The sequence below is a fragment of the Pyrodictium delaneyi genome (genome assembly GCF_001412615.1).
Taxonomy (GTDB): Archaea; Thermoproteota; Thermoprotei_A; order Sulfolobales; family Pyrodictiaceae; genus Pyrodictium; species Pyrodictium delaneyi.
Genome location: NZ_CP013011.1, coordinates 1168770 through 1195695 on the forward strand (window position 1 = coordinate 1168770; position 26926 = coordinate 1195695).

The following is a 26926-nucleotide window of genomic DNA, read 5'->3' on the forward strand; positions in this document are numbered from 1 at the left end:
GGTGCTGGGGAGGGGATGCTATAGCCCGTCCACGGCCGAGGCCTAACTTGGCCCGTGTGTCTACAAAACACGCCATATCTCTATGAGTTAGAAGTATCAGCGCTCAGCCTTGTCCTCATAGCCCCTCTGCGTAGGACGCCTACATCATGACATACATCACTCTTGCATTTACCTCTTCAGCTCCGGATTCCTCTTCAACGGGGCTCGGGCCGGCCACATTCATCATATAGTGGGGTCTGGAGATGATGCACCGTCCTCCATTAGGTCTATATGCTCTTATTAAGGGGTTTAGTAGGTCTGGCGCTTGAACTTGAACGGAGGAGGCTCGTAGCGCGGAGTCTAGTAGCTAATGATAGTTGAGTCTGAGGTGTAGTTGACGTGCTCTCGGAGCGTATGATGCTGCTTGTGAGTCAAATCTACCTCGCAATACTGTCGCTTGTACTAGCTGTAGCACCACAATACTATATGCTAGTATTTATCATATACTTTATAGCCATAATGGGTCTAGGTATGTATACCGCACGTGGTGGAGGAGGCACTCGTGTTCCCAGAGAGGAGGTCGAGAAAGCACGTACATTACTAAAAGAGGATAAGGCCTTTGAACTAGCTATGGAGGATGAGGAACTAGTAAGGCAATTTGCTGGTCAAGCGAAGACAATGCTGATAATGTTTATGCTATTCCCAGTCTACATTGTCATATTTAGAGCTGCAACAACCTACTATAATGACCTCGTAGCTAGGCTGCAGAGTTTGGGCGTACCCAACGAGACGACAGCAGGATTCATAGTGTGGTTGTCCGTGTTCGAGTCTATGTTCTTGATAAGCCAGTTGTCTAGGCGGATAGTAGCCAGGAGTGGGCGTGCACAGCCACCAATGGTTCCCCACGGCTTTCGTGTAACCGAGAGGGGGATCATTGTTAAGGGCTCTCTCGGCCAAGTTATAGGATTTCCGCTTCCTGATGGCAGCGAGGTAAAGCTGAATGAGACTAAGAATTACGTTGAGATAAAGTATCCGCGGGGTAATAGGATAAGACTGTATACACGTAAGGCCCGGAAACTATACGAGTACATACAACGCTATGGCATACGCCGGGAAGAAGGCCAGGACAAAGGTACAGAGGCAATCTAGAGGCTATAATGTAGTATGGTTAAAGTTTGGTTTAAGTAATGCTTTAGATTTTCTGGTCTAGTACCATCCTGTATTCGACTTCGTCGAGATGGTTATCGACTCTAAGCTTATCCAGCATCTCTTCAAGCCTACTCTTCTCCTTTTCTATTTCGCCTTTGCATCCCTCGCCGACGCGGATAGGTTTGTCTATGCGCGATAGGAGTACTACACGGCTTTCTATCTGCTGCGAGAGTATTTTGTATCCGGTTAGCTCGGCGAACTTCTTTGCAAATGCGAGGACCTCTATGTGACGTAGCATGTCCTTGTTGGAGAGGCGGTGTCGTGCAGCACCGACGTGCATATAGGATTTAAACTCTATGTAAGTAGGCTGTGCGATCTCTACGAGTTTGGCCCAGGCTTTGAGTGCTGTGTCGTGGATGTTGAAGCTTCTCACTAGTGTGAACCTTATCACTGTAATGCTTGAGAAACTTGGCAACATTTCTAGAGTCTTCAGAGTTAACTCCCAGGCCCTTGGCACGAGTGGTTTGTCAAACTCGTTGTAGCTCTTCTTGTCCCACGCCTCTATGCTGATATAGAGTTGTGTAGGCTCCTCCTCAAGGTTAGCCAGTACGTCAGGGCGTACACCACGGGTTACTAGAAATGTTGTAAGGCCGCGTTTATGATACTCGTGTATTAACTCGCCAAGGCGTGGATAAAGTGTGGGCTCACCGGTGAGACTTATAGCCACGTGGACTGGATTCATTGCTTCTTCCAGCATGCGCTTCATTCTTTCGTCAGCCTTGGGGTGGCCCCAGTAGCCCATAAGGGATTCTCGATGCGCCTCTATGCTGCCTTCTGCTATGAGGTCGGGGTCGTCTATCCATGGTAGCTTAGTGTCGTCCCAGCGTATGGTGTCTGTTGGGCGTAGCCTCCAGCAGTGTAGGCATGCATTCCAACACCATAGTGCAGCAGGGCTCATTTGTATATCGCGATGACTCTCTATTCCATAGAACCGGCACTTGTAGCAGAACCTATTCTCTACAAGAGCCGCGTGTGTCCAATGGCACTTCTTGACGACGCTGTGGCGGCCAACAATTATGTAGCCTTGCCTCTCAAGTATACGGTATAAGCTGCGGTAAGGTTCTGGAAAATCGTCTATACGATACTTCCATCTCTTATTTCTAACAGTTCTGGGCCTAAAGTCCGCCTGGGTCATTCAACCCCCGTTAACCCTGCTTCACCTCTAGACCCCTAATTAGCAGCTCTGCTGGTAGGGTTTGTCAACTGATTGTCGAGAGAATTTTTAGACATAACTTATTACATTGCTAGCGACAAGGGGTGTGGTGCACACCCTTTAGCCGACCCCAAGGCGGGATGAGGGGAGTGGCCAGGACCGAACCCCATAAATGTGTACTTATGCTTCAGTGCTCCGCCTACTCATCACGCCTCTGCAGCCCTTACAATATGGTCGGGTGATGCTTGTCAGACCCAAAGGTCTTCATCATGAACATGCTGAGCCAACACCTAGCTGATTATGTGGTAATGTGATGAATTCCCTGTGGTCTGAGCCCCTTATGGTATACCATTCTATTCTATGCAACATATGCAAATATAGTATGTCTAGTTGATATCTATGTGTAGTTGTAACCCATTTTTCTCTACTACATCCCAGAACTCATTAGCAGATCTAATAACCCTTATAGGTTTCCCACGGGTGTTATCTAGTGCTTCTTCGAGTTCAAGAAGTTTCCTCTTAAATTCTAAACCTCTGCTAAAACCGCCAAGCCCTCGTGTTGAGACCACTCGATGACAGGGGACTATCACAAGATCCTTATTCTGACGCATGTACATGCCCACTACTCTGGGTGTGGTCGCGCAAAGTTCTGCTAGAGCCCCATAAGTCACCGTATAGCCCATTGGAACCATCATAAGGAGTAAGTAGACTATGTCCTTTCTTGAACGGGGGTCCTTCCAGCTCACCCTCTCCTCACCCTTTACATCTTGATGCTAGGGAGGGTTCATCGGCATCTTTGCGGGGAGGCCAGTCATCCCCCGTGGTCTCAGCCTTTTGAGATGTACTCTATCAAACCTGTGCAAAACATTTATAAGGGTTTGTACAGAGATGATGTTACAGCATGGTGGATGGCGGGGTAGCATAGCGGGGTAGGGTAGCCTGGTAGCCCGCGGGGCTCATAACCCCGAGGTCGGTGGTTCAAATCCACCCCCCGCTACCACAAGCCCGCCGCGCGCGGGCCCCCGCCGCCAATTCTCCCTCCTTTCACGAAAATGCGAACGTCCACGTCTACTCTTCACAAGTTATTGACGGTTCTCTGCTGATACGATTATTGTATTAATAATCGGTATTCGGATTAGTTACGATCAGCTATCTCTAAGAATCTGGTACCTCCATGCTGTTCTGATAAAGGGGATCCATGATTATTAAGAAACAGTTTATGCTTGCGTTACCATTCTCGATAAGACGTGTTAGCGATATGAACTATACTAATATTGATAATTGTAAATCTAGTCTGCTAGTCGTGGCTGAGGGTCATGGGAAGCTAATTGAACTAGATTGTGTCGATAAATTTGTCTTTGTACCGCTAGACTATGATGGTGATGTTGACTATGAGTTATATGATAATGAACGTGTGTGTGCAAGTAACCGTAGAGACGATAATAACTCCATACAAGTTATACGTGGTCCCCATACTATAGTATATGAGCACAAAGGTCTACTAGGGAGATCCCTGAGTATATTGTTTCGTGCTAGCGGTTGTAGGAGAGGTGATGTAATTAACAGGGCTAGTACTATAAAGTCGGATCAAGATCTCGTCTCTAGTTATGTCCTCTACCGTCGTGCTGGCGAGTACTATTTAATATTTGATACTGCTACTTCATTTATTCATGTGAGACTTGGCGAGAAACCTCTAGAGGTTAAGCATAGAAATGGAGTATTTATGGCTCTTTTTAAGGACTATATTAGGCTCCTAAGTCCTATTACGGGATTCATAGACATACCTTCTTCGGAAAGTAGTCTTGAACCGCTTGGGTACAATTCTGAAGGAGATATCCTTCTCTACAATAGGAATGATGGAGTGGTTTATGCTATTGATAAAATTGGCGGCATTAAGCCGGTAATTCGTTGTAATAGCATAAGTGTTATGCCCTCATATGAGGGATATAGTATCATTGAGTGTGACCATAGGGTAATAGGCGGTGTAAGTGCTGTAGCATCATATGGTCTAGCATTATTAAGGCAACTTATATCTTCACGTAGGTCCCTAATAATATTCCCCTATATAGTACTAGTAGATAATAATATATCTATAATCGAGCTTGGAAAGATCACTAGCGTTCTAGCCGATGTAGTATGGGATGGGATTGCCAAGAAAATTAGGGTTTTTGGATTATACGGCGGAATAGACCATGACACTGTTGGCAGAGTCGTATCAGTAATGGAGAATGAGGTTACAGGAAGATTTATTGACTATTCAATAATACTAGAAAGGTGCATATTGCAAAGGATCGATAAAGGTGGAATATGCATACAGTATGACGGTATTTGCTCTGATAAGATTCTTAGGGTATGGGGGAGGCTCGTAGGCTTTGACATGAATAGTTTTGAGCCAGTTCTAGTAGTTAATGAGGATCATATTAGGCCGAGCGTACTTGAGTTTAACAATGGCAGTTTTTACGCAGAATATGTTATGCCAAAGCATTTAGATGATTTGGATAATATTGATGGATTATACGTAGTTGAGAAATCTAGTGGTATATCTGTAAGAATTAAAAAAATTGATATAAGAAAGGTTTATGTAAACACTGACATAGTTGACATAGCGTTGCAAGACATCAGTACGGTCCGGATACGTCTCAGAATTACAAGTAACTTTGAGCTGTATAAGCTCTTCGTGCTCCCAGGATATCAGCAAGCTAAGATAATATATAGAGAATTGAAGATGAATAGTGACAGTGGAGGAATAATTTATGAAGCAGAAGCAATAATTAATGTTGAAATAGACGAATTATATGCTAATAGGTATAGGCTGAATATACTCTTGGTAAGTGACAATAATATTAGGATACTTAGTTCTGTAGACGTAAGAGGAGAGATAATTAATATGTTTGGAATAATTAATAGTCTAGATATATTAGTTAATAACGATATTGAACTCTTGGAGGTAGTACTTAGAAAGAGTGGACATATAGTCTTTAGGGTGAATGATATAGATATGCCTATTGAAGTTGGAGGAGAATTCTATTTGCGCGTGCCAGGTGGTATGGGTAGTGTAGTACTCCGGGATAGGAGTGGTATTAGAAGCTTTACTACTTTTGGTGTAAAGGGTAACACTGTTCTTGTACAGTTAGTTAATAAGCATATAGTTGAATTTAAGTGTAATGTGGGTTGTACATTGCTATGTGGTAAACATGTTCTAGTAAGCGGGAGGAGTGTATACGTTGATTTGAACGATATAGCTAACCTTGGTGATGTTTGCAAGATAATAAGCATAGGTTATGGAACATTAAAAGAGGGTGTAGTTAATGTTCCTAGACTATTATTAGGGATGGCTGTGAGAGTTGGGGTTGAATTAGCTAAGCATCTTAAGTTGTGACAACACATAGTCTCTAATTCTACTGGTGTCTGGTAGCTCAGTGACGAGATTGCCATTCTCCATTACTCTTTCTAGTAGTGGGCGTGGCTCAGAGCCATCATTACACTTGAACGAGGGGGACTCGTTCCAAGGAAGTATGACGTCGTTCAATGGTGGGCATCGATATACCTGCTTCATGCCTGGAAGCTTTCCGCGCTTAGTTATGGGGATCCATTCATTGCCGCGTTTAATCTCTATAATGTCCATGCTTATATCTATGCTCGGCGGAAATGCTATCGATGTGCCAACACCGAATGCGTCAACTAGATCTCTGAGCTCCTTGATGCTTTCCTCGTCGAGGCCTCCGCTGACTATTATTTTTACATCCTTGTAGCCATTGAGGTTTAACGTCCATCGAACTTCCTCGATTATTCTCTTCATGTTGCCTCTCCTACTGCTAGGAGTATCTAGTCTTACACCATAGAGGCGCTTGCCTAGTGTGCGCGCAGCTAATAGTGCTTCATATCTCTCGTCATAGAATGTATCGACAAGAGCTATCCGTGGGACATCAGGCTCAACAACTTCGTCGAAGGCCTTCCATGCTTCTACAGGATCGCCAAACAGTATTATCAAAGCATGTGGCATCGTGCCGCGGGGTTCGATGCCTAGAAATTCCCGTGATAACAGCCCGGAGACTGAGTCGCAGCCACCAATGTAGGCGGCTCTGTCAACCATGGGGGCGAGTGCTGGATGTACTGAGCGCAGACCGAAGAATAACACAGTCTTATCTCCTGCTGCAAGTCTTATTCTAGCAGCCTTGGTGGCTATGCTCGTTTCATGGCGTAGAGCGCCAAGTATAGCTGTCTCTAGTTCGGCAAATTCACAGTAAGGTCCTTCAATAACCATTAGCGGCTCTACTGGCTTGAATATAGTGCCTTCACGCATGGCATAAACGTTGACCTGCTTTCCCTCGAGGATGGCTAAAGCTTCCTCGAGCCCGGCAAACACTGCCCACTTATATCCTCTAGGCAAACTATAGGCGTGGAACTCAGCCCTCACAATAGTATTGCAGAGGCCCTTAGCCTCTAGGATGCGGCGTGTCCTCGTAAAGTACACGTCAGTAGCTCTACCCTTGAGTATATCATCTATGCTGGCTACGTAGAGGCGCGGCTTACTCATATCTTAGTCACCCATTATTTCGACAATTATCCTCCTAGTTCGAGGGCCATCGAGTTCTACCAGAAGGATGTTTTGCCATGTCCCCTTGACAAGCCTCCCGCCCAGAATAGGGAACACTCTGGAAGGACCTATAACTGCGGCAGCGAGGTGTGCATGAGCATTATCATCTATCCTGTTGTGCCTCCAATCATAATCCGGCTTAAAGACTTCTTGTATAAACTCGATGTAGTCGCCAAGAAGACCAGGCTCAGCCTCATTGGCCATAATGGCTGCTGTTGCGTGAGGTACGAATACGAGACATAGACCATTCTTAATACCAGATTCACGGACAATAGCCTCAACGTCACTAGTTAAATCTATGATCTCGAAACGACTCGTACTGGTAACACTAAGCTCTTTGACTACAATCTTCATTCAAAAGCCACCTCATAGCCTCGAAATAATCCCTAGCTTCTAAGGCGTAGAGTAGGCGCAAAAGAATTGTTCGAGCCAAGCTACAGTGTACATATTAATTCAGAGCGTTGACATGGCTCATCTGGCGGTATGCTATGAAGAGCATAGGAGAACAGATAGAAAAACTAGTAGAGGAGAAGATAAAGCAGCTAGAGCTAGAGCTAGGTGATCCACTAGTATACGCTGATAAGGACTTCGATAAACTACTAGAGAAATACCCAATAGTAGTAGTAGAGTTTGCAGCACCCTGGTGCAACCCCTGCAAAGCATATACACCAGTCTTCCGGAGAGTAGCACGCAAACTCATGAACAAATACGGAGACAAGATAGTCTTCGTGTACCTCGATACGGACAAACTCCCGGAAATAGCGGACCGCTACTCCGTAGAGAACATTCCCACAACTATAGTATTCGTTAACGGTCATGTGGCGGACGTTATTATGGGTGCGACGCAGGAGTCACGGCTTGAGGATAAGATACTGAGTATAGCACGAGAAGTGCTAGACCATTAAGTAATGATAGAGTAGACTAAGAGAATACACCTTCGAGCTTCGGCAAAGGGGGAGGTGCATCATCCCCTAATGCAGGGTCCGCTTGGGGACAGCGCCTCCACATTCGCCAAGGATGAATAATGGGTTCCGAGACGAGACTTAAAACTCTGTTTTTGGCCCTGTCAGTTCAAGTATAAGGAGCTTGAGTATAGCAGTGATGAAATTAGGCCGAGGTCCGAGCCCAGATGCGGAGAGAGGATGGCACTGAGCCCATAAAGCTACCAATACTCGGATTTAAGCCACTCATAGGCGTTGTTCATCTTCCGCCAACACCTTCATCGCCCAGAGGCTATGGGGGCGTAGATAGACTCATAGAGTACACGCTAAGCGAGATAGCCAAGCTAGAGGAAGCAGGATTTGACGCAGTAATAATAGAGAACTACGGCGACAAACCCTTCGACATAGAATCTAGCGACGAAGTACTATTATCCGTGTTATCCGTGATAGTGAGAGAAACAGTAAAATCCACAAAGCTAGTAGTGGGAGTTAATGTTCTACGAAACAATGCTAAAGCATCAATAGCAGTAGCCTATGCTAGCGGCGCTAGATTTGTACGAGTAAATGCATATTGCGAACTACGCGTAGCACCCGAGGGTGTCCTCTTACCCATTGCGAGAGAAGTTGAACAGCTTAGAAAACAGCTAGATAGAAACATTCTAGTTCTAGCAGATATCGATGTAAAGCATAGCGATCCTCTTGGAGCTTACAACCTAGGCAACGTACTCTATAACTGTATAGAACGCGGTCATATGGATGCTATAATAGCTAGCGGCACAGCTACATCCAAACCGCCAGAGCCAGGGTACATAGCGTTCATTAAGCGTAACTCGTCTAAACCAGTTATACTCGGTAGCGGCTTGAATATCAACAATGTACAACTTTACTGGAACCTCGTAGACGGCTTCATAGTAGGGTCATCGATCAAGTATATGGGTAGAGCCGAGAACCCGATAGACATACGCCGGGCTAAACAGCTGGCCGAAATGGTAGAAAATCTACGCGCTAAGACCTTTCCAGTGTAAAGCCTCTATCAGAGTTACCATGTTACCATCTCTAAATCGGACGTAGAGGATATAAATAGTAGAACACTTGGGCTAGCCGCAGAGCAAGCTCCTAGAGTCGCCTACTGCTTGCTAGTTATGCGATAGAAGTAGCGATTTAGCACGAGGTAACGGGATGTGAGGTGATAGGGCCAATGAGAATACTAGGAGAGCTGGAACCGACAAAGAACAATGAAAAGCTTGCAAAGAGGGTAGAAAAGCTTGCAGGAGTAGTCGATGCAATAGATATACCAGAAGCCCCTATGGGAAAGCCAATAGCACATGCGGCTATACTAGCAGCATATATCAAGGCCAAGTACGGCATAGATGCTATCCCACACGTACGTGTATCAGATCTAAACACTGTAGGACTGCTTAGCATCCTTGGCGGTCTTAAGGCCACGGGCATAGAAGAGGCAGTACTCCTCAAAGGAGACCAACCAATAGTAGGCAAAGAGGTCGAGGAACTAACAGTCGAGTCAGCTGCGGAAGTAGCCTCGTCAAGACTAGGTGGTAAGCCACGCTTAGGCGCAATGATGAGCCTAAGATACCCCTTAGAAGCAATAACAAAAAGACTCCAGGCGCCCCTGGACTTCTACCTAGTACTGCGCCCTAGCCATTCCCTAGAAAAGCTGGAACAAGTAAGCAAGCTTGCCAAGAGTCTCAATAAGCGCCTCTATACATACGTCATAGTAGCTAGCAGTAGAAATTACTCCAAGTTGAGAGAGATGCTAGTAGGCCAGCCGGTATACAACATAGACGAGGCAGTAAGATTCGTCACTAAGATACAGGGACTAGTGGATGGTATACTAATCTCAAGCCCAGGCGATGTTGATACCATTAGCGAGACAGCCCGGCGGATAAAGAAGGAACTACGGCTAGACTAGGTTGAACTAACAAAGACCGTGCACCAAACTAGTAGGGAATGTTAGAATGTTAAGTTCTTAGCCTACTCCTCTTCTACGGTACGCGGTGCTACAATGAATCCCTTCTCCGTCTTGGCAGCATTAAGTAGAGCATCCTCTCTGTCAAGTCCCCGGCTCGGGTTATCGGGCCTCAATAGACCCTCCTTATCAACAGCGTGATAGAGGGGTTCAACACCCTCAAGCTCGGCCTCGAGAAGCGTGTCGATAAGTCTACGGGCCTTTACAATTCTCTTCTCGAGTTCTTTCGCCTCTTCGTCGTCAAGACTGATGCGTGAAAGCCATGCAAGATGTTTAACGTCTATGTTCTCCCTCATTGTGGTCAGCCTCTCACATCCGGCATAACAGTTGCAGGTATTCCCAAGCGTTTAGAGACATAGGATGCAAAATAAGCAGCAGCCCTGCCACCACGATACCCGTCAACGATGAGCATTCTCGGCCTAGCCTCCTCGACGTAGCTGACAAGCTGGCGAAAATCAGCATGGTCGCTAAACGATACAATCCACTCACGGGGACTAACCCGGCGTAAGGGTTCCCGGAACTCCCAGCCAGTCAACAATATGTGTACAGGCCTCAAACCATTGCTAGGTAACACACGGCGACGGCGCCAGCTACTATAATGCCGGAACCCTATATACCAACCACTACGCTTAACTTCGCGAGCCTCACGAGTACCGTCAACAACCACGTCACCAACACGATAGCCATGGCGCTCCAGCACAGAGACACTCCTGCCAACCCGCTGATTGACAAGAAACGGTGCGTCAACACCATGCCGCCTAAGCAGGAGCATAATCTCCTCAATCTTACCATAATAGCCATAAATGTACACTGGGCCGTACATCAATCCCTCCTGCACAACATCGGCCAGCAGTAAATCAATCTCTTCCTGCCACGGGCGTACCCACTCCTCGACCCCGTACGTAGCATCTATAACCAGCACGTCCAGCTCGTACAGTATATCAGTGCCAGGCAACTTAAAGTCACCAGTATAGCCGACTCGTGTGCCATTAGCAAGCTCTACAACAACCTCGGCAGCACCCGGCACATGATTAGCCTGCTTAAGCGTCAGCACATCACCGTCAATAGATACAGAGACACCATAGGGTAATACAAGCCTCTTACTGGGAGGAATCCTGTATCCAGACACCTCTAGCAGGTCTAGCGTCAGTGGAGTACCAGCTATCAGTCCCAACTCTCGGATACTCCTAGAAAGTCCTACAATGTGATCTTGATGAATATGTGTCACTACACGGACGCTAAATCCAACAGCATGACCGTCAGCAATAATATTAGTGCCAAGTACTATGGCACCCGTCTCCAACACACCAACAGTGCTTAGCGGTCTTTGCAACCCCTAATACTCCCTAGAATAATGGCTATACCGCTATGGTATTACAATTAAGCTTTGGCCCAACTCCACTATAGCTGATGCCGAGGTTCAAGGCTTATAAGAAGCAAGGACGGTGAGAAATGGTGATAATGTCTCTTGAGGGGAAAAAGGCAGCTAGGAGGGAAACCCTGGATATGGGCTTGTCTAGGCTTGCTTAGCGAAGCCGAAGGTTAGGTTGAAGAGCTGGTCTAGCTCTGCCTTGATCTCGTCTCTCTTCTCCTTAACGGCCTTCACTACGGCTTCTAGGGCGTTGTATGCTCTACTCGGTATCTTGCCGCGGAACCAGCTCACATCCTTGGCCATGCCTACGCCAATGCTGTCGTACTTTATGCCGGTGAGTGGATCCTCTTCGCGCTCGTTGACTAGCTTGTCTATCTCTAGCACTAGTGTACCGCGTGCGAGCATGTAGTCGCCGTAGGGGTCGACGAGCTTTAGTACCTGCTTCTTAATCTTGCTTAGTATCCTTATGCCTAGGATCTTCTCCGGCGAGGGCCTTATCTTGGCCACCTGGAGAGCGCCGAGTAGTGCTACTATGCCGCTGAGGTCGCTGAAGGGCTCATACCATGGTCTTCCGCGGCCGCCGGCGGGCATCTGCTCGGCGCTGGCGCGTAGGAGCACCTGGCCGCTGAGCACAGTGTTGTAGGCGTAGGCCTTCTTGAACTTCTCGTCGAGTGCTATGTCTATGATGCTCTCAGCGTTGCTACCTACGAATAGCGTGTGGCGGGCAGGTGTATCGAACACAACACCCATGTAAAAGCCGAACATCACAGCAGCCTCTGGTCTGTCAGCGGCCTTGAACACTGTGTCGCCGAGCAAGGTCCTCTGTAGGGCGACGTCGCTTAGCCTCCTCGGGGCCTCGCTGTAGGCTATAACGCGGACTAGGCCGAAGCTCTGCATCATACGTAGGTAGTATAGTAGGTCGTTCATGCCGAAGTTCTTGAGAGCTACGTACTTCTCGCCGAGCATCTCTACGCGGACAATGCCGCCCACGATTTCACTGACTTTCTTCGGCGGCTGGCCAGGCTCAGCGGCGCCTGCTAGCATGTCCTTGTAGAACTCTATTAGACCAGACACACCGCCCAGCTTACCCTGCGCTGCAGCGGCTAGCTCCTTGAACCTCCTAGGTACCCTAGCCTCTAGGGTCAGAGGGGGTAGCAGCATACTCCCACCACTCCACGTACAAGTACCTATGAAGCCAGGAGTTAAAAATTACCCTCTTCAACCCGGTATGCCGCTAATCCAGGACTAGCATGTTTAACAGAGACCAGGTGTATAATAACTCCGGTATTACGCTGGACAAGGCAAAACCACAGTTGTCTCAAAATTGGATAAGATAAACAAAAAGAGTAATATTTCAGTAACTCTGTGAGACGAGTACAGCAAGGAAGCTAAGCGTTACAAGCCAAGCACCAAGCACAACCACTCCTGCATTGGGATTAATTACAACAATACTCATAGCTATGGCGGAACCGAGAGAGGTTATAAACATGAGCCTCTTAAGAACAAGACGAGGATGAAGCGTCCTCGTTATTGATACTAGAATCCTGGCAGCGGTAGAACGGCGGACACGCATATACTCTGGCAAACGGTGCAACAATTTCAAGCCATCACGAGTAAGCCTATAATAAACACGAGTTCTCCGGAAAGGCCCCCACCCACTATTGCGCAGAACACGGGCAAGAAGACGAGGCTCACGCCTCGTGTAGACGGATAAGTATTCATCGAGCTGCCTCGACCCTACACGAGCAATGGCAGCCAAGTCTTCTAGCGGTAGCTCATAGCCGGGACTAGAACCAAGCGCGACAATAACATCATAGAGATAAACATAGCGAGTAACGAAGGACAGTACATCATATACACTAGAAGCGTTATAACGAGAAGTTGTCATATCACTGCTTATAGAATCTGTACCTGCGACGCTCCGAAGGATACCATATATCTCAATCCCTTTCTCGGTAAGCCGAATAAACCCATCATTAATGTCTACAAGCCCCTTGACTCTCATCTTACGTAAACTATCAAGTACAGCCTTACGCGGAACGTTTAGCGCAGCAACAACTTCATCTACATATGCACCATTCTCGCCAACAAGCATCAATATATACAATTGAAGCCAGCCACGAGACAAGTCTATAACAGAGTCAACACGACGCAATAGCTCCAGCTTCTCGAAAAACCTGTTCTGCTGGACGAGCGTCTGTCGCGTAGCAGCCAAAGCAGTACCCCAGAGACTAGAGAAGAATACAGGAGGATGCAGTAGATTAAACCACCGTCGCCTACTCGCCACGAGACCATGTAGAGTCAATGTTAAAACTCAGCTCGCCCACTGGGCGACACCAAGCCACCAGCTTAAAACAAACAGGAAACCCTCACATAGCACGGCCAAACAACCAGAAGAAAAAGGTGTACACCCCAGAAGCGAGGTGGTCTGGAACATGGCCCGTATGAGAGGTATAGTAGGTATAGAGGCAGCAATAGTACTAATAGCGTTCGTCCTCGTCGCGAGCGCGCTAGCATTCGTAGCAATCAACATGGGTATGTTCGCTAGCCAGAAGAGCAAGGAAGTAATGGCCAAGGCATACGAGTCCAGCACACGAGCACTCGACATAGCGGGAGACGCAATAGCAAAGGTAGACACAGCAACCAGTACTGTAACTATGGTATATGTACCAATAAAGCTAACGGCTGGTACAAGCCCCATAGACCTAAGCAAAACTGTAGTATCCCTCCTCATACAGAGGCCTGACGCAGCCGACAAGGCTATAGCCAACGCGATACCAACACCCCCAACAGCTCTAACAACACTGACAGATCTAGGTGCCACCGGCACGATAAACAGTTATGAGGCAAAGTGGTTCATATCTCTAGGTGACACGAACACGCTACTTGAGCCTGGTGAGCTAGCAATACTAGCCATAAACGTCACTGATACTACAGCTGGCGGTCTACCAGCATACAGCGCTGTACAGGTAGAGATAAAGCCACCAGTAGGTGCACCCCTAGTAGTAAAGTATCAGATACCACCCGTACTAACAAGCGACTACATAGACCTAGTAGTTGGTGGTTAATCTGTATAGTACTATAGCTAACTAGTTAAGTTACAGCATACAGGGGGTGGGAAGGAAATGCACCTATCGGTTTTTTGTGCACCCCGTTTCCGGGGACAATTCAGGCTTCGTGGTGCCTCGATACCCGAGCATGTAATTATATTTACTGCCTTTATAGTTACATTAGTTGCTTTTACAGTTGTATTTACGACGTTTGTAAAACATCTAGGTTCCGGGGATAGTGGAAGCTACCAGTTACAGATACTTAGAGTCGATGGGGTTTTCGTAAATAGTAGCCTATACCGGGTAGATATTAGGCTTGCAAACCCCATTTCACTGTATGAAATCGACAATGTATCGCTTAATATCGATGGATCTGTATATAGCTTTGATAGCTTTAAAGTAATAGGTCGCTTTGGATCGTTCATGCTCTATGGTGCGGTGCTGCCAGATGGATTTAGGAGTACAGTAGTGGAGTACAACAGTTTCAAATATGCTACGGAAGTATATATAGATGAAAATGGTATACCCCATGTAGGTATAAAGAAAATGGGTAGAATGTTAGTGGAATTCACTGGTACCGGAATATGTCGTATAGAGGCGGCTAGCCCGGTAATTGATTGTATACCGCTACTGTTAGCAAAACTGGGGCCGACAGATGCCTTCAGGGATGTGCCTGTAGTTATACTAGCCTATACGTTACGTAGGCCTATGCTAGTACTAAGCGGGTTTAACAGCACTATAGATGTTGTGACTGTGCTTATACCAGTTGGTAGTGGTAGTGGCGGTTTCCTAATGAATATGAGTGTTAATGATACAACCTACCGTATAGTAGTTGATGGTGTATCTGCACGTGCACCCAGAGATAGTGGAATAGTTGAATTGGTGTATAGCATTGAGCGGGGCTAGAACACTCGTAATACTCTATATGTTAATAGGAGTCATACTGGCTATTATTGGTGTGCTTGGAGCTTACCTAGTTAATACTGGCGTGGTTGTGGTAGATGGAACTACGATGCAGATGGTGGTGCTTCTTGCTAGCATTGTACTGTTTGTGATAGGTTTGCACTGGGTAGTGGTAGGTATTGCTAGCTTACGTGGAGCAAGCCAGGGGGTATGATACGGTGTTAATAGTTTTGCGCTTCTACGCTACATGGGAGGTAGAGAAACATTTGATAAAGTCTGCTTGGCAAGTATTATAAGTTGGAGTGCCTTAGCTCGTAGAATACTCGCCCCCGGCCCACCCTAATATGCATTGATGAGAGGGATTGTGTATGGCCGTGTGGCGGTGTAGTTGCCCGATATGCCGGCTACTAGTACACCCGGTACTACGGAGGGCCGGGGGTAGCTCTGCAGCCGAAGCTAGGCCGGGAGCAACTGTAGCAGAGCAAGAGGCCCCTAAGCCCCAGGGGCTAGGAGAGATAATGGGTGGGCCGGGGGCCGAGGCAGAAACTGTAGGCGGGACACCTGGTATGCAAACACCTCCTCTAGCTCAACCGCAGCAGCCAGTGATAACAGAAGAGATAATGGAAGGCTTGGCGGCCAAGATAAGTGAAGGTATTCGTGAGGTTCTAGAGGGGAGTAACAAGGTTCTGGTGGAACGCCTTGAAAGGATAGAAGAGAATGTTGGTAAGCTACGTAAGGAGATTCAAGGTCTAGTATCCAGCATGGAGAATATGATTGTTGAGTTTCGTGAAGCTCTTTCTGAGTTGAACAATCCCTTCGCCATGGCGTCTAGACCGGGTATAGGACCGGCTGTTCTGGGTGGTGCCCATCCGCCGTTACCAGGCAACGGTGATAGCAAACTGGTAGCGTTAGTCCAGTCTCTACGGCAACTTATCGAACAAGTAGGACTAAAAACCGTAGAAGAATTGATAGACGAATATGTAAAGGCGGGCGTCTTAAAAGAGGAGGAGGCCCGCAAGATTAAGGCGATTGCACGGACGCTCGATAAGCTACGTGGTAAGAAACTTGACGAATCGACGTTAATCCCTCTCCTTGTCTCCGGCTAAACTCTACCCCTAGTAATCTAGGTGTAGAACTATGAGAGCGCTGTCAGCGCCATTAACAGAAGCAATACTCGTAGTGGCAGCTATAACTGCAGCAATGGTAGTCGCGAGCGCAGTACTGTATAACGCATCCTACATAAGCAACCGCATGGCTGCAGCAGGCGCTGAGGCAGGAAAATACATTAGCGAACGCGTAGCGTTTGTGTATGCATTCGTTAATTCATCTGACAACTGTCACCACATATTTCTGAAGAACGTTGGTGACACCGTCATAGGTGATATAGGTTCATCCACACTTATAATTGGTAATAACACCTATGCAATACTACTCAACTACAATCCCTCAGGAGCCTCTTCTGGCTGTGGATGCTGGAGCTATACAGAGGTTGAGAACCCTAACGGTGTCTGGGAGCCGCGCGAGACCATAGAAGTGTTAGCATGCCCACCTACAGTGATTGAGCCTCCGTATCGCTTTGTCATGACGCTGTCTAGTGGTGTAAAGCTGTCAGAAAGCTACACTGGGTGACGACAATGACATCTACTGTCATAGGAATAGCCCTAGGCTTGCTCATACTAGTACTGTCTGTTGTATGGTTTGCCAGTATATGGAACAACTATGTAATGACTTTTGCAGCTGGACTCCGTGAATTATCCGAGTATGTCAGCTATAGATCTAAGGCGTCATTTAAGGTAGTCAATGCAAGTCTCATTTCGGGTACAACGATAGAGGCGTATGTTGAAAACAATGGCGGCGTTGATGTAATAATAGACAATAGCTCAATAGTCATTGCTGTTTACATTAATGCTAGCGTTGAGAGGCGTGACATCGGGGTATACGGGAAAGACTGGATAGTAGATCAAGTAGTAGTCGGCACATTGTCTCGCTCTATCGCGCCAGGCGAACCATTCTCACTAGAACCTGGAGCATTAATGCACCTAGTCTTCAATATAACTCGTATACCCGATGCTAACACCTCTATTCGTTTCATAATCAGTGATGGGAAGGGGGTGGTTGCTACTTATGTCTTCCAAAGCTAGCCTCAAGGGGCTCACGATATTCTCAACGGGTAACGAGGAGCTTGATAGCCGACTGGGTGGAGGGGTACCACATCCAGCATTCGTTATAATTGAAGGTGAAAACGGTACAGCAAAGACAACGTTTGCTGCACAACTCGCACTTGGTGCTTTACAAGCAGGTTTTCGTGTAGTATTCTTTACTACCGAGTCTACAGTGAAACAGCTACTTGCTCAGACTAGAAACGTGACTATAGACTTAACAAAGTACTACATTAAGGGGCAGCTAGTCATATATAGTAGTTACCTTAAGAGTGTAACGTGGAGTCCCGAGTGGGTAAAGGAGAGCTTTAATGCGCTCCTTAGCTTTCTAGCTGAGAACCGTGGAGGCTTCCAGGTTGCCATAATCGATTCTCTTACGCCCCTATTAGAATATCTGGAGCCGGGAGACATATCGCGCTTGATATACATAGCACGGCTCCTCGCAGCTGACGGCTCGTCACTCATAGTTACTACACATAGTGGAGTAATTGATGAAAAAATAGCTAAACACCTTAAAGCGGCGGCAGATGTCTACTATCAACTTAGCCTCGCAAGTGTTGGTGGGAAACAAGTAAAGGTGCTCAAAGTAGTTAAAGCTAGAGGAGTGCCAGACGTAGTAGAGGGTACAGTAGCCTTCGATGTAGACCCAGCCTTCGGAATCAAAATAGTGCCAATAGTTGTGGCACAAGCATAAGCTATAGATGATTCTTAGTGTATTTAGACATGTACTGTAGAGGTGGCAAGCAGTATGTCGCTAACAAGGCCGGCTACAACCCAAGGTGTAGAGGAGCTACGAAGACTGGCCAGACGTTACCCGCATCTTGCTAATTATCTAAATAAAATTGTGCCAAGACTAGGATGGCCTGCATACTATGGCGAAGAAGTGCCACGTGACCTTCGTAAAGCCTCCTACATAAATGTCATGTATATAATAGATAAAGAGGCTGGTATATTCATTCATGTATATATGCCGCCAGAAGGTACAGAATCAGGCTACCGCAAATATGTAGCAGTCGAGCCGGAACGACCTCCGCGCGAACTGTTCTATCTTATAGAAGAGAAGCTGGCAACTGTGATAACAGAAAGGGATACTGTTCGTGATCTCGAAGAAAGAAAACGTGTGCTACTCGAAAAACTAAAGCTCATAATAGAGCCTGTTGACGCTCCAATAGATTATCGTGCACTTATCCCCCGTGTGCACTTGCTACCCCGTATACCAGTCTACAGGGCTCATCTCGACAACTTAATCTACTATATGATTCGCGACAAGGCAGGGCTTGGCATACTTGAACCAGTGCTTAAGGATCCATATATAGAGGATATATCCTGCCCTGGTGTAGGCTATATCTACATAGTGCACAAGATATTTGGGCCACTTGAGACAAATCTCAAGTTTGAAACAGCCGAAGAGCTAGACCGGTTTATAATAGAGTTGAGCGAGCGCATTGGGAAACCCGTTAGCCATGCACGTCCTATAGTAGACGCTACGCTGCCTGATGGCAGTCGTATCAACATAGTGTTTGGTACTGATGTAAGTCTCCAGGGCAGCAACTTTACTATACGCCGTGTTGCAAAAGTACCCATAAGTGTCACACAGTTGGTAAACTGGAACACCTTTGATGAACGTGTTGCAGCTTACCTGTGGATACTACTACTTGAGGGTAATAGCGGCTTCGTATCAGGCGAGACAGCATCAGGTAAAACAACTACACTTAATGCCATAGTAGCTTTCATCAATCCTACTGCAAAAATAGTTACTATCGAGGATACAGCTGAGCTGAACATACCTCACCCCAACTGGGTACGTGAACTAACTCGAGATACTGGTAGCCCAGAGACGAGTGTAACGATGTTCGACTTGCTAAAGGCGGCGCTTCGTCAAAGGCCAAACTACATAATCGTGGGCGAGATACGTGGAGCGGAAGGCCTCATTGCGTTTCAAGCTATGCAGACAGGTCACCCAGTGCTTGCTACGTTCCATGCGGCTAGTGTAGAGAGGCTAGTTCAGAGGCTTACGTCTCCACCGATAAACGTGCCAAAATCACAGCTAGACAACCTGAACTTCGTAGTAATCCAGAGCGCTATATATAGGGAAGGTGTGCTGGTGAGAAGAGTTCTAAGCGTAAATGAGATAATAGGGTACGATCCCAAGGCCGACTCAGCCCTCTACGTGCCAGCTTTCACCTGGGACCCAGTACGCGACCGCTTCACCTTCAGAGGGCGTGGTACTAGCTACCTGCTAGAAGAGAAAATAGGTGTAAAGCGAGGCCTCTCTAGACGCAATATGTTCTTGATATACGATGAGATGGATATACGTGCAAAAATAATACGTGCTCTCATAGAGAAGAAGGTGTTCAACTACTATCAAGTATTCAGAACATTGGCTAGAATCTACGGGCTTGTAACCGAGTACGCGCGTAAGGCCTCTAAGGAGGAGGCGCCATACGCGATAGTGGAGGCGCTCGAGGATGCTCTTAGGAGAATACAGCGTGGCGACCTCATAAAGTAGATGCTTAATAGGCCTGGAGGTCTCGGGATTTGTCGATCACAGCAACGGAGGTAAAGATTGAGCGAAGTAAACTACTAGACCCAATATTCCTTGCAAGCCTAGCTGTCCCCGTAGCAGCAATAGCTCTAATTAGTAGCCCAGTAGCATATACAGCCATTGTCGTACCAGCACTGGCTGGTGTATGGCGAATATTACTACCCATAGCTAGGCGACAAGCCCGTACAAACCAGATGGATATGGATCTACTGTTCCTCCTTGCCCACATGTATGCGGTATCCACGGGAAGACCAGCCCGTCGCCGTCTCTTTGAGCTAAACACACTTGTAGGCGAATATGGTGACTATCAGCGCGTACTACGTAGGATAGCCGTGTTAGCTGTCGAGTGGGGCTACGGATTTGTCCGCGCAACACGCATGCTAGCTAATCAAGTTAGGAATGATGCCTTCCGCGGCTTCCTCATACGTATGAGCGAGGTTCTCCGTACGGGTGATGACGTAGTAAGATTTCTTAGGGTGGAGCTCGAGACAGCTATGCGCCAATTTACGAGTAGCTATATGCGTGCAATAGATCTCATGCGTATATTTCTTGGACTCTACACGACGCTTATGAGTGCTTCAGCATTTGTTATACTGACTTTTACAATACTAGCAGTGTTCATGGGCGGCGACTCATCAGTATTCGTAGTATCTATTATGGCACTCACTGTAACTATTGCAGTATTCGCTTTTATCGCTAAGATGATATCGCCCCGTGACCCAATAATTTATAGGTCAAAGGAAGTCTTGAATCCAATGCTAGCACGGCTTGCTAGGATAACAAGACTGGCCTTTACCGCATCAGTAGTATTGGGGCTTCTTACATACACTATTACACGTGACCCCATGTACACAATACTAGCTTTCGCATTACCCGCTCTCGTCCCTGGCATAGTTGCAATGCGTATAGAAGGATTCATAAAACGTATAAACATGTTCTATCAAGTCTTTGTCCGCAGTTTCGGGCTCACGTTCTCGGTTATGCCTAACTATGCTAGTGCCCTTGCATCTGTCCTGTCCGCAGATTATGGCGTTCTAACACCTTATTTACGTCGGCTCCATGCCAGGATAACTAATGGTATTGACCCCCACATAGCTTTTCGCTATTTCGTATTGGAGACAATGAGTACAAATGTCCTACGTGGAACAAACATTATGGTCGACTCAATAGATGCTGGTGGCGATGCTACTGAGACGGGGCTTATGTTAAGTAGCCTCCTCATTAGGCTGGGAGATCTACGCATAGATAGAGACCGTGTAGCACGCACCTTTGAAGCAGTTGTATACCTTATGCAGGGTCTTGTGGCAGCAATATCTTCTGCAGTTGTAAATATACTAATCTTGTTTATGGGGTATTATAAACAACTCATAGGAATGTCGCAGACAATGCCTGAAGTCGTACAATATCTCCCATTCGCTATAACTATACCAAACATGACGCTCGTATCATGGGCTATAGCTATATTCCTTGCCGCATTGATATTCATTAACGCGATCATGATAGCATATGTGCGTAGCAGCATATTCGAGATAGCATTATTCCACATAGCTGTACTAGCAATAGTAACTGTCGCAGGAGTAAAGGCAATGGAGGTAATATCCCGTATGTTGATAATGCCCGTGTTAATACCTGGGCCAACGAGCTGATTCTGGAGATTCCAGGGTTAGGACGCGTAATATGTAATTTGAGCCCCTACTTCCTCATATAGAAGGGGAGTAGTGTTGAGGAGGACAATAGCGGCGCTGCTTGCGGGAATTCTCGCATTAATTAGTATTGCTGCACTCTCGGCAAATGCCCAAGATGCGCAAGAAACTTATACTGTTGAGCTACGGTTGGGAGACGATCTATATGTATTATATATCAATATGTCTACTGGCTATTTCGTAGAAACGTCGAGTACACTTTACATGAAGATGAATATTAGACTTGCGTATTCAACTAGCGCTGAACCTGTATTTGTGTCAGTAGAGGCAAGTCTTGCAGGCGTAGCTATAGGTTCGTCCATGGCAGGGTATCTATCTGATCAAACACCGACTCGCGAAATAGTTATCAGTGGAATTGTACCGCCGCATGTTGCGGAGCAGATAACATATCATAGCGGTCTAAGCTTCATAGAGGTCAAAGTAAAAGCCTATCGTGGCAACGAAAAAGCCGTACAAACCATAATGGTGCCCGTAGTAGTAGTAAAGAAGGAACCTAGCATATCGGTGGACGCATTCTTTGACAATGGGAGCCCCTATACAGTAGCTGTAATAGGTCGTGACATGTTTAGAAAAATCGTTGTTCGTGTGGCAAATACTGGAGAAATACAGGCACGTAATCTTAAGGTATCAATTCTATTGGGTAATAATACAGTCTACACTGGTACAGTAGCCACGATCCTAGAGCCAGGTGAGCAAGCAGAGACGGAGGCTACGATACCTGTCCCAGTACAGCCAGGTGTCTACACACTAACAGTCAGTGCGAGAGCGATAGTGGGTGCTGTAAGCTACGAGAAATCAACAAGCCTCATAATGGCTGTTATACCTAGACCCGTTATCCAGTTAGTACTTGTCAACTCTACACCCGTACTCGAAGGCGAGAAAGTATGTTTCACGATATATGTTAATGGTGTACCCGAGTTTGCTGATCCAAACATAGTGCTAGAATACTCTGCTCCTGGCGCCGGTCAAGATCAATGGAATCCGGTCTATGTTAAAAAAGGTAGAGAGAATGTATCATACTGTTGGGAGGCACGTACAGCAGGAGATAGAACCACAGCTTACCTGTTCCGCGCAAAACTACTGCTTCGAATCTACGGGCTCGAGTACGCATCTTATAGCAATACCGTGCAGGTAACAGTAACACCTATTACATCTGTTCTGTCGCGGAGTAGCCTTCAGCTAGTAGTTGTGCCATCAATGATCTACGAGGGTGGGGAAGCTCGTGCCGTAGTGACGTTATCGCCTACACTACCTGGATGTCTTACCGGGAGGCTAGAGGCTCTAGATACACAGACACTAACATGGACGCCGCTCAAGCAAATCAACATATGTGATGGGAAAGGTATCGTAAATATATTCGCGTCGGAACTAGGTGTAGGTAATCACACACTTCGCGCCGTTGTCCAGTTGGGCAGCTACACTATAGCGAGTAACGCAGCAAGTATTAGGATAGTTGCCAAGCCGGAGCTTGTAGCTAGACTTGTGCCGCCTATAGCTGCACCAGGCTCGTCCACTGAACTATTAGTAAAGGTGGATCCAGCTATTAGGGAATATAGGGTCTCCATAAAGCCCTCTTGGATGGATAACTGGATTAATACTACTGGGAAGCCCGGTGGTGTGACAGTACCCCTATTAGCCCCTGACAAGGAAGGCGTCTATGACGTAAGAATAGAGGTAGCAATCAACGGTGTAAAGTTAGAAAAGACGCTTGTGCTAACAGTCCAGAAGCTCCTCTTGTTAGTAGCAGCTGAGCCGCAGAAGCTGCGCGCAGGCGAGGTAGACACGATAAATGTAAAGGCAACATTATCGGCGCCTCTGAATGGTACGGCAGTATTCACGCTGTCTAGAGGCAATACAGTAATCGATAGTACGGAGAAGCTCATGGTTGACGGGAAAGCGGTAGCTAAGCTCACTGCTCCCAAAGAACCCGGCGTCTATACTATCAAGGTGTTCGTACCCGAGTACAGGATCGAGAACACTACATTAGTTAATGTGACTAAAATGATGTATGGTATAACGCTTACACTAAACGCCACGAAGACGGAGCCTAACGGCAAAATAGAGACAAGGATCGAAATACAGCCAAAGCCGACGAGCCCGGTAAACCTAGTACTGATGATCCAGTATCCGGATGGTGTGTGGAGAACACTAGTCTCTAAGCTTGTAAGCAGCAACGAGGCAACTATAGTCATTGATGCGCCGAGCGAGCCCGGAACATACCGTGTTAAAGCTACTATTCCATCAGTAAATGCTGAGAGCAACGTGGTAACTTTAGAGGTCACTGGTAGAGCTGTGAAAGAAATCGTTCCAGCTAACATGCTTCCAACGGTGATAGCGGGGGCTGCTACAATAGCCATTCTGTGGAGCATAAGAGCTATACGCAAGCGCTAGTAATGCTAATACTCTGGGTAGTACACAGAGGGTAGAATATGGAGATACTTTTAACCATATTTGTTCTGGCAATTCTACTACTCTTTGTGCTTGTAGTAGCAATCATAATCAGTGTAAACCGTAGTAGACGTAGTAGAAAGAACGAGAGCGGGCATAGGGCCTATAGTGGTGAAGAAGGAGCTCCATCATTCGGGTTTGGCGGTGCCGTTGCTACTGCCGGGGAAACAGGAGGCTGGACCTCTGAGTCTTCAACCAGTGAAACTGGGAGAGAGGCTAGTGAAACAGTGACATCAAGGCTCTTGCTCGTTCTTGACAAGTATCGTGCAATGCCTATAGAGGAGCTAGAGCTGCGCGTGGGTGCTAGCCGTGAAGAGATAGTGAAGGCATTGCATGAACTAGAGAGGAAGGGGTTTGTCCGTGTGGAGGGTGGAATGCTTATATTCAGTGAACGTGGCGAAAAATTGATTACAAAGCTTCGCGAGAAATACTTCGATAAACGTCGCTGGCTCGAGAGCATCTAGGCTTAAGCGCATAATTTGAAGCCGACAGTATAGTGTTTATGAAATGGAATACTGAAAGTCTACCTGGTGTTCATCGGCTCGTGTGCCACATCTTCGGAGGACGATAATAGGTCAGTACGCATCGTTAATGCCCCTAGAGGGGTATGGAGGATGCTCATTGGGCGAAAGAACCCGCTGGGGGTGATGGACGACCCCGTCAAAGGATTACTTCTTGAAGCACTTTCAACTCTTGATTATAATTATATAATCAAGGGAATAGATGTAGAACGCGGCGAAAATGAACTAAGAGTATCAGTTGTCATGAAGCCGCGACGTGACGATGCAACAATATCTACATGGCGTATAATAGAGATGGAAGAACGTATAACTTCAGTACTCGGTCTCGAACCCGATCTCTCTCATAGCCGAGTTGGTGTCACACCGGAGGGCTTCCTACTGGTTGTATACGTGTTTCGTATCAGGGGTATACGGCCAGTTGACTACGAGAATGCCGGAATTTAGCCATACGATTTTAGCTGTTGTATGATTTCCGAAATCCGTGTAGCTAATTGTTCCCCTTCGTCAGACACACCTGTGTAGTTTTCTATGAGAAGCCTACATTGTTGTGGCAAATTTTCCGAAATGGCTTCATAATACTTACGCGACGTATAAGGTGTTACAACTATATGAGGTAAACCAGTATCAATACAACTTGTGACAGTATAACTAGCCTCCATCACACGAGTAGTAGGCGATAACGATGAATGAATGTCAATGCATGCTATTGGTCTCTTATCAATCGTAACTATTATGTCATGGAAGTATTTTGCACCGCTTTGTCCATGTATATAAGCTAGAGAGAGAATTTTGAATCCATCATTTTCGAGTTTAGTTGCTATCTGCTGTCGTAGCTCTTTGCAATGCCGGCAGCCGGCTTCAATACCCTCTCTTTCTAATCCTCTTTCTATAAAGCGTAGAAGCACTAGTACATGGATACCGCGTGGTGTTATAACATAACTACGATGTCCGTTGTGTTTTCTTACCTCTATGAGACCTAAACGTACAAGTTCTTCCTCAACATAGTTTTGGAAACTTCGAGGATTTAAGTTGGCTAGATTCATAAGCCTTGTCTTACGTAGTGGTCCGCGATGTTCCAGTATAGCTAGTACGTCGGAGATTATGAGGAGGGAATCGCGGCGCTTTATGTTTGGCCTAGAGTCTATCCCCATGGTGTCCCAGCCTATGATACGTTGTGGGACGCCATCTCTACCATAGACTATCAAAACATGGTAAGAGACGACGACCCACACCTGGTAATACTGTTGTTTTAGTGTATATTTCTGTAGTGTACTACAGATACGCAATGTATATAAGTCGCTTTAAAATATATGATTACTCTGAATGTTTATACAGCGAACATATAGCGTATCCCTCCAATAACACGCACAATCTATTGGTAGTAGCTTCGTATATTAGTGGTCTTCCAAGCCTCTCTGCTACAGTAATCACGTATCTAGGATCACTATTCATGACAACTGGGAGTGATAATGGGAGCTCACCCTTCCTTGCGAATGGCTCAGCTGTAGCCTTTAGCAAGGATTCTATTTGTTCTTCCCTTATCTCGGATTTGGCGTAAAACAGTGAAGAGGTGATAGCCATTATAATACCGGTACCAAAGAGATACATAAACAATTGCCTGTTATTTTCATTGCTATCATTTGTGTATAATTTTACTTCATAGACCTTTGAGCCCTTAGTTTCACTAAGCTTAATATAATATATATTGTCTCTAGGTAAATATTCTAAGGTAACGGAAGCAGGAGCATAAATAGTTTCATTCATAACGTGAACTTTGAAGGTATATTCCACTATCACCTTATAGCCTGTACCGGTAGGTATACCTGCCTCTCTCATAGCTTTCGAGACTAGTTCGTCTATGCTCTGTATATTTATCGTCGTATTGAGCTTCTCCCCTATTTCCATGTATCCTGTTGAGGAATCTAGACTTATCATAAACGGTCCTATTTCAACACGTTTGTTCTGCTGATACTCTATACGTTGTGGTAGCATTATGCTTGTATTGGTTGTAGTGATAGATAAAATTGCTGATACATTGAAGCTGTCCAGTAGTCTAGCAGGAATAGCTGAATCGTTGCGTATAATGACTTCACCGGTTGGATATAAGATAGACTTGTGTACCTTGGCATCTATCTCTATAAATGCACCATAGTCTAGAGTTATGTTTGTTGATTGAGATTGTGGAGACGCCTTAACTAGAGCTAGACTAGCTCCAGAGAAACCTGCCAAAGCTAATCCAAGACTCATTAAAAGAAGGAGAATAAACCCTTTGCGGCTATTTTTGCTCTTATTCATTACACGTATACACCACTCCGTGATGATACACTATGGTGAGAGGTTAGGCCATGGCTCTTGCCCT

27 protein-coding genes and 1 tRNA gene are annotated in these 26926 nt (G+C 46.3%); 18 read left to right on the top strand and 10 right to left on the bottom strand.

The features are described from left to right. Positions 1–378: 378 nt before the first annotated feature. Entirely contained in the window at positions 379–1128 is a 750-nt protein-coding gene (locus Pyrde_RS05990) for a DUF2208 domain-containing protein (protein WP_055409056.1), read from the top strand. Positions 1129–1171: 43 nt separating this feature from the next. Here Pyrde_RS05990 and twy1 read toward each other — a convergent pair whose 3' ends face one another. Both twy1 and Pyrde_RS06000 read right to left on the bottom strand, forming a co-directional pair. Then, positions 1172–2323: a 4-demethylwyosine synthase TYW1 gene (gene twy1, locus Pyrde_RS05995; RefSeq protein WP_055409058.1), complete on the bottom strand. Its 1152-nt coding sequence runs from the start codon at positions 2321–2323 to the stop codon at positions 1172–1174. A gap of 404 nt (positions 2324–2727) precedes the next feature. After that, complete coding sequence (locus Pyrde_RS06000) at positions 2728–3087, bottom strand: MGMT family protein (RefSeq protein WP_055409060.1); 360 nt, start codon at positions 3085–3087, stop codon at positions 2728–2730. Positions 3088–3264: 177 nt separating this feature from the next. Between Pyrde_RS06000 and Pyrde_RS06005 the strand changes: the two genes are divergently transcribed. After that, positions 3265–3341, top strand: a tRNA-Met gene (locus Pyrde_RS06005). A gap of 198 nt (positions 3342–3539) precedes the next feature. Beyond that, positions 3540–5720, top strand: a complete 2181-nt coding sequence (locus Pyrde_RS06010; RefSeq protein WP_143522076.1) for a hypothetical protein — start codon at positions 3540–3542, stop codon at positions 5718–5720. Here Pyrde_RS06010 and Pyrde_RS06015 read toward each other — a convergent pair. Both Pyrde_RS06015 and Pyrde_RS06020 read right to left on the bottom strand, forming a co-directional pair. After that, complete coding sequence (locus Pyrde_RS06015; RefSeq protein ID WP_055409064.1) at positions 5697–6878, bottom strand: nicotinate phosphoribosyltransferase; 1182 nt, start codon at positions 6876–6878, stop codon at positions 5697–5699. The two genes, Pyrde_RS06010 and Pyrde_RS06015, sit on opposite strands and share 24 nt — an antisense overlap. A gap of 3 nt (positions 6879–6881) precedes the next feature. Then, positions 6882–7292 (bottom strand): secondary thiamine-phosphate synthase enzyme YjbQ, encoded by a 411-nt coding sequence (locus tag Pyrde_RS06020; RefSeq protein WP_055409065.1) that lies wholly within the window; start codon positions 7290–7292, stop codon positions 6882–6884. Positions 7293–7426: 134 nt separating this feature from the next. On the opposite strand from Pyrde_RS06020, the gene Pyrde_RS06025 reads away from it, so the two are divergent. The 3 genes from Pyrde_RS06025 (at position 7427) to Pyrde_RS06035 (ending at position 9809) form a co-directional block, all read left to right on the top strand. Continuing rightward, the gene (locus tag Pyrde_RS06025; RefSeq protein ID WP_082419663.1) at positions 7427–7843 is read left to right on the top strand and encodes a thioredoxin family protein; all 417 of its coding nucleotides are present in this window, start codon (positions 7427–7429) and stop codon (positions 7841–7843) included. A gap of 224 nt (positions 7844–8067) precedes the next feature. Beyond that, positions 8068–8904 carry a BtpA family protein gene (locus Pyrde_RS06030; protein WP_055409069.1) on the top strand — a complete coding sequence of 279 codons (837 nt, stop codon included), beginning with the start codon at positions 8068–8070 and terminating at the stop codon, positions 8902–8904. Positions 8905–9077: 173 nt separating this feature from the next. Continuing rightward, a complete protein-coding gene (locus tag Pyrde_RS06035) occupies positions 9078–9809 on the top strand; it encodes a methylenetetrahydrofolate reductase (protein WP_143522075.1) in 732 nt (243 codons plus the stop codon). A gap of 62 nt (positions 9810–9871) precedes the next feature. On the opposite strand, the gene gatC is transcribed toward Pyrde_RS06035, so the two are convergent. The 4 genes from gatC to Pyrde_RS06055 form a co-directional block, all read right to left on the bottom strand. Next, on the bottom strand, positions 9872–10162 hold the full coding sequence (gene gatC, locus Pyrde_RS06040) for an Asp-tRNA(Asn)/Glu-tRNA(Gln) amidotransferase subunit GatC (RefSeq protein ID WP_055409073.1): 291 nt from the start codon (positions 10160–10162) through the stop codon (positions 9872–9874). A gap of 5 nt (positions 10163–10167) precedes the next feature. Further along, positions 10168–11199: an MBL fold metallo-hydrolase gene (locus Pyrde_RS06045; protein ID WP_055409075.1), complete on the bottom strand. Its 1032-nt coding sequence runs from the start codon at positions 11197–11199 to the stop codon at positions 10168–10170. A 183-nt stretch (positions 11200–11382) separates the two neighbouring features. Continuing rightward, positions 11383–12399, bottom strand: a complete 1017-nt coding sequence (locus Pyrde_RS06050; RefSeq protein WP_231656699.1) for a hypothetical protein — start codon at positions 12397–12399, stop codon at positions 11383–11385. A 193-nt stretch (positions 12400–12592) separates the two neighbouring features. Next, the gene (locus Pyrde_RS06055) at positions 12593–13453 is read right to left on the bottom strand and encodes a helix-turn-helix domain-containing protein (RefSeq protein WP_055409077.1); all 861 of its coding nucleotides are present in this window, start codon (positions 13451–13453) and stop codon (positions 12593–12595) included. A gap of 220 nt (positions 13454–13673) precedes the next feature. Between Pyrde_RS06055 and Pyrde_RS06060 the strand changes: the two genes are divergently transcribed. From Pyrde_RS06060 to Pyrde_RS06115, 12 genes are all read left to right on the top strand, one after another. After that, the gene (locus Pyrde_RS06060) at positions 13674–14306 is read left to right on the top strand and encodes an archaellin/type IV pilin N-terminal domain-containing protein (RefSeq protein ID WP_088171764.1); all 633 of its coding nucleotides are present in this window, start codon (positions 13674–13676) and stop codon (positions 14304–14306) included. Between the two features lie 57 nt (positions 14307–14363). Next, positions 14364–15194, top strand: a complete 831-nt coding sequence (locus Pyrde_RS10665; protein WP_143522074.1) for a hypothetical protein — start codon at positions 14364–14366, stop codon at positions 15192–15194. Next, positions 15181–15405 (top strand): hypothetical protein, encoded by a 225-nt coding sequence (locus Pyrde_RS06070; RefSeq protein ID WP_055409083.1) that lies wholly within the window; start codon positions 15181–15183, stop codon positions 15403–15405. Before Pyrde_RS10665 ends, Pyrde_RS06070 begins: the two co-directional genes overlap by 14 nt. 154 nt (positions 15406–15559) lie before the next feature. Further along, complete coding sequence (locus Pyrde_RS06075) at positions 15560–16297, top strand: hypothetical protein (RefSeq protein WP_143522073.1); 738 nt, start codon at positions 15560–15562, stop codon at positions 16295–16297. A 31-nt stretch (positions 16298–16328) separates the two neighbouring features. After that, positions 16329–16820 (top strand): hypothetical protein, encoded by a 492-nt coding sequence (locus Pyrde_RS06080; RefSeq protein WP_055409087.1) that lies wholly within the window; start codon positions 16329–16331, stop codon positions 16818–16820. Positions 16821–16825: 5 nt separating this feature from the next. After that, on the top strand, positions 16826–17332 hold the full coding sequence (locus Pyrde_RS06085; protein WP_143522072.1) for a hypothetical protein: 507 nt from the start codon (positions 16826–16828) through the stop codon (positions 17330–17332). After that, positions 17316–18044 carry an ATPase domain-containing protein gene (locus Pyrde_RS06090; RefSeq protein ID WP_055409091.1) on the top strand — a complete coding sequence of 243 codons (729 nt, stop codon included), beginning with the start codon at positions 17316–17318 and terminating at the stop codon, positions 18042–18044. Before Pyrde_RS06085 ends, Pyrde_RS06090 begins: the two co-directional genes overlap by 17 nt. 54 nt (positions 18045–18098) lie before the next feature. Next, positions 18099–19859, top strand: a complete 1761-nt coding sequence (locus Pyrde_RS06095; protein ID WP_082419516.1) for a type II/IV secretion system ATPase subunit — start codon at positions 18099–18101, stop codon at positions 19857–19859. A 29-nt stretch (positions 19860–19888) separates the two neighbouring features. Next, a complete protein-coding gene (locus Pyrde_RS06100) occupies positions 19889–21541 on the top strand; it encodes a type II secretion system F family protein (RefSeq protein ID WP_055409093.1) in 1653 nt (550 codons plus the stop codon). A 75-nt stretch (positions 21542–21616) separates the two neighbouring features. Then, on the top strand, positions 21617–23989 hold the full coding sequence (locus Pyrde_RS06105; RefSeq protein WP_055409095.1) for a CARDB domain-containing protein: 2373 nt from the start codon (positions 21617–21619) through the stop codon (positions 23987–23989). Between the two features lie 38 nt (positions 23990–24027). Next, entirely contained in the window at positions 24028–24510 is a 483-nt protein-coding gene (locus tag Pyrde_RS06110) for a hypothetical protein (protein WP_055409096.1), read from the top strand. Between the two features lie 150 nt (positions 24511–24660). Further along, positions 24661–25011 (top strand): hypothetical protein, encoded by a 351-nt coding sequence (locus Pyrde_RS06115; RefSeq protein WP_055409098.1) that lies wholly within the window; start codon positions 24661–24663, stop codon positions 25009–25011. On the opposite strand, the gene Pyrde_RS06120 is transcribed toward Pyrde_RS06115, so the two are convergent. Beyond that, on the bottom strand, positions 25008–25853 hold the full coding sequence (locus Pyrde_RS06120; RefSeq protein ID WP_143522070.1) for a winged helix-turn-helix domain-containing protein: 846 nt from the start codon (positions 25851–25853) through the stop codon (positions 25008–25010). The two genes, Pyrde_RS06115 and Pyrde_RS06120, sit on opposite strands and share 4 nt — an antisense overlap. Positions 25854–25881: 28 nt before the next feature. Then, entirely contained in the window at positions 25882–26862 is a 981-nt protein-coding gene (locus Pyrde_RS06125; RefSeq protein WP_055409102.1) for a hypothetical protein, read from the bottom strand. Between the last annotated feature and the right edge of the window lie 64 nt (positions 26863–26926).

What these genes read in the sequence shown, in the direction of transcription:
- Pyrde_RS06050 (WP_231656699.1), bottom strand. Translation starts at nt 12,399, where the DNA reads ATGCTGCTACCCCCTCTGACCCTAGAGGCTAGGGTACCTAGGAGGTTC.
- Pyrde_RS06015 (WP_055409064.1), bottom strand. Translation starts at nt 6,878, where the DNA reads ATGAGTAAGCCGCGCCTCTACGTAGCCAGCATAGATGATATACTCAAG.
- Pyrde_RS06090 (WP_055409091.1), top strand. Translation starts at nt 17,316, where the DNA reads ATGTCTTCCAAAGCTAGCCTCAAGGGGCTCACGATATTCTCAACGGGT.
- Pyrde_RS10665 (WP_143522074.1), top strand. Translation starts at nt 14,364, where the DNA reads ATGCACCTATCGGTTTTTTGTGCACCCCGTTTCCGGGGACAATTCAGG.
- Pyrde_RS06095 (WP_082419516.1), top strand. Translation starts at nt 18,099, where the DNA reads ATGTCGCTAACAAGGCCGGCTACAACCCAAGGTGTAGAGGAGCTACGA.
- Pyrde_RS06035 (WP_143522075.1), top strand. Translation starts at nt 9,078, where the DNA reads ATGAGAATACTAGGAGAGCTGGAACCGACAAAGAACAATGAAAAGCTT.
- Pyrde_RS06010 (WP_143522076.1), top strand. Translation starts at nt 3,540, where the DNA reads ATGATTATTAAGAAACAGTTTATGCTTGCGTTACCATTCTCGATAAGA.
- Pyrde_RS06080 (WP_055409087.1), top strand. Translation starts at nt 16,329, where the DNA reads ATGAGAGCGCTGTCAGCGCCATTAACAGAAGCAATACTCGTAGTGGCA.
- Pyrde_RS06110 (WP_055409096.1), top strand. Translation starts at nt 24,028, where the DNA reads ATGGAGATACTTTTAACCATATTTGTTCTGGCAATTCTACTACTCTTT.
- gatC (WP_055409073.1), bottom strand. Translation starts at nt 10,162, where the DNA reads ATGAGGGAGAACATAGACGTTAAACATCTTGCATGGCTTTCACGCATC.
- Pyrde_RS06020 (WP_055409065.1), bottom strand. Translation starts at nt 7,292, where the DNA reads ATGAAGATTGTAGTCAAAGAGCTTAGTGTTACCAGTACGAGTCGTTTC.
- Pyrde_RS06075 (WP_143522073.1), top strand. Translation starts at nt 15,560, where the DNA reads ATGGCCGTGTGGCGGTGTAGTTGCCCGATATGCCGGCTACTAGTACAC.
- Pyrde_RS06085 (WP_143522072.1), top strand. Translation starts at nt 16,826, where the DNA reads ATGACATCTACTGTCATAGGAATAGCCCTAGGCTTGCTCATACTAGTA.
- Pyrde_RS06030 (WP_055409069.1), top strand. Translation starts at nt 8,068, where the DNA reads ATGCGGAGAGAGGATGGCACTGAGCCCATAAAGCTACCAATACTCGGA.
- twy1 (WP_055409058.1), bottom strand. Translation starts at nt 2,323, where the DNA reads ATGACCCAGGCGGACTTTAGGCCCAGAACTGTTAGAAATAAGAGATGG.
- Pyrde_RS06125 (WP_055409102.1), bottom strand. Translation starts at nt 26,862, where the DNA reads ATGAATAAGAGCAAAAATAGCCGCAAAGGGTTTATTCTCCTTCTTTTA.
- Pyrde_RS06115 (WP_055409098.1), top strand. Translation starts at nt 24,661, where the DNA reads ATGCTCATTGGGCGAAAGAACCCGCTGGGGGTGATGGACGACCCCGTC.
- Pyrde_RS06025 (WP_082419663.1), top strand. Translation starts at nt 7,427, where the DNA reads ATGAAGAGCATAGGAGAACAGATAGAAAAACTAGTAGAGGAGAAGATA.
- Pyrde_RS06060 (WP_088171764.1), top strand. Translation starts at nt 13,674, where the DNA reads ATGGCCCGTATGAGAGGTATAGTAGGTATAGAGGCAGCAATAGTACTA.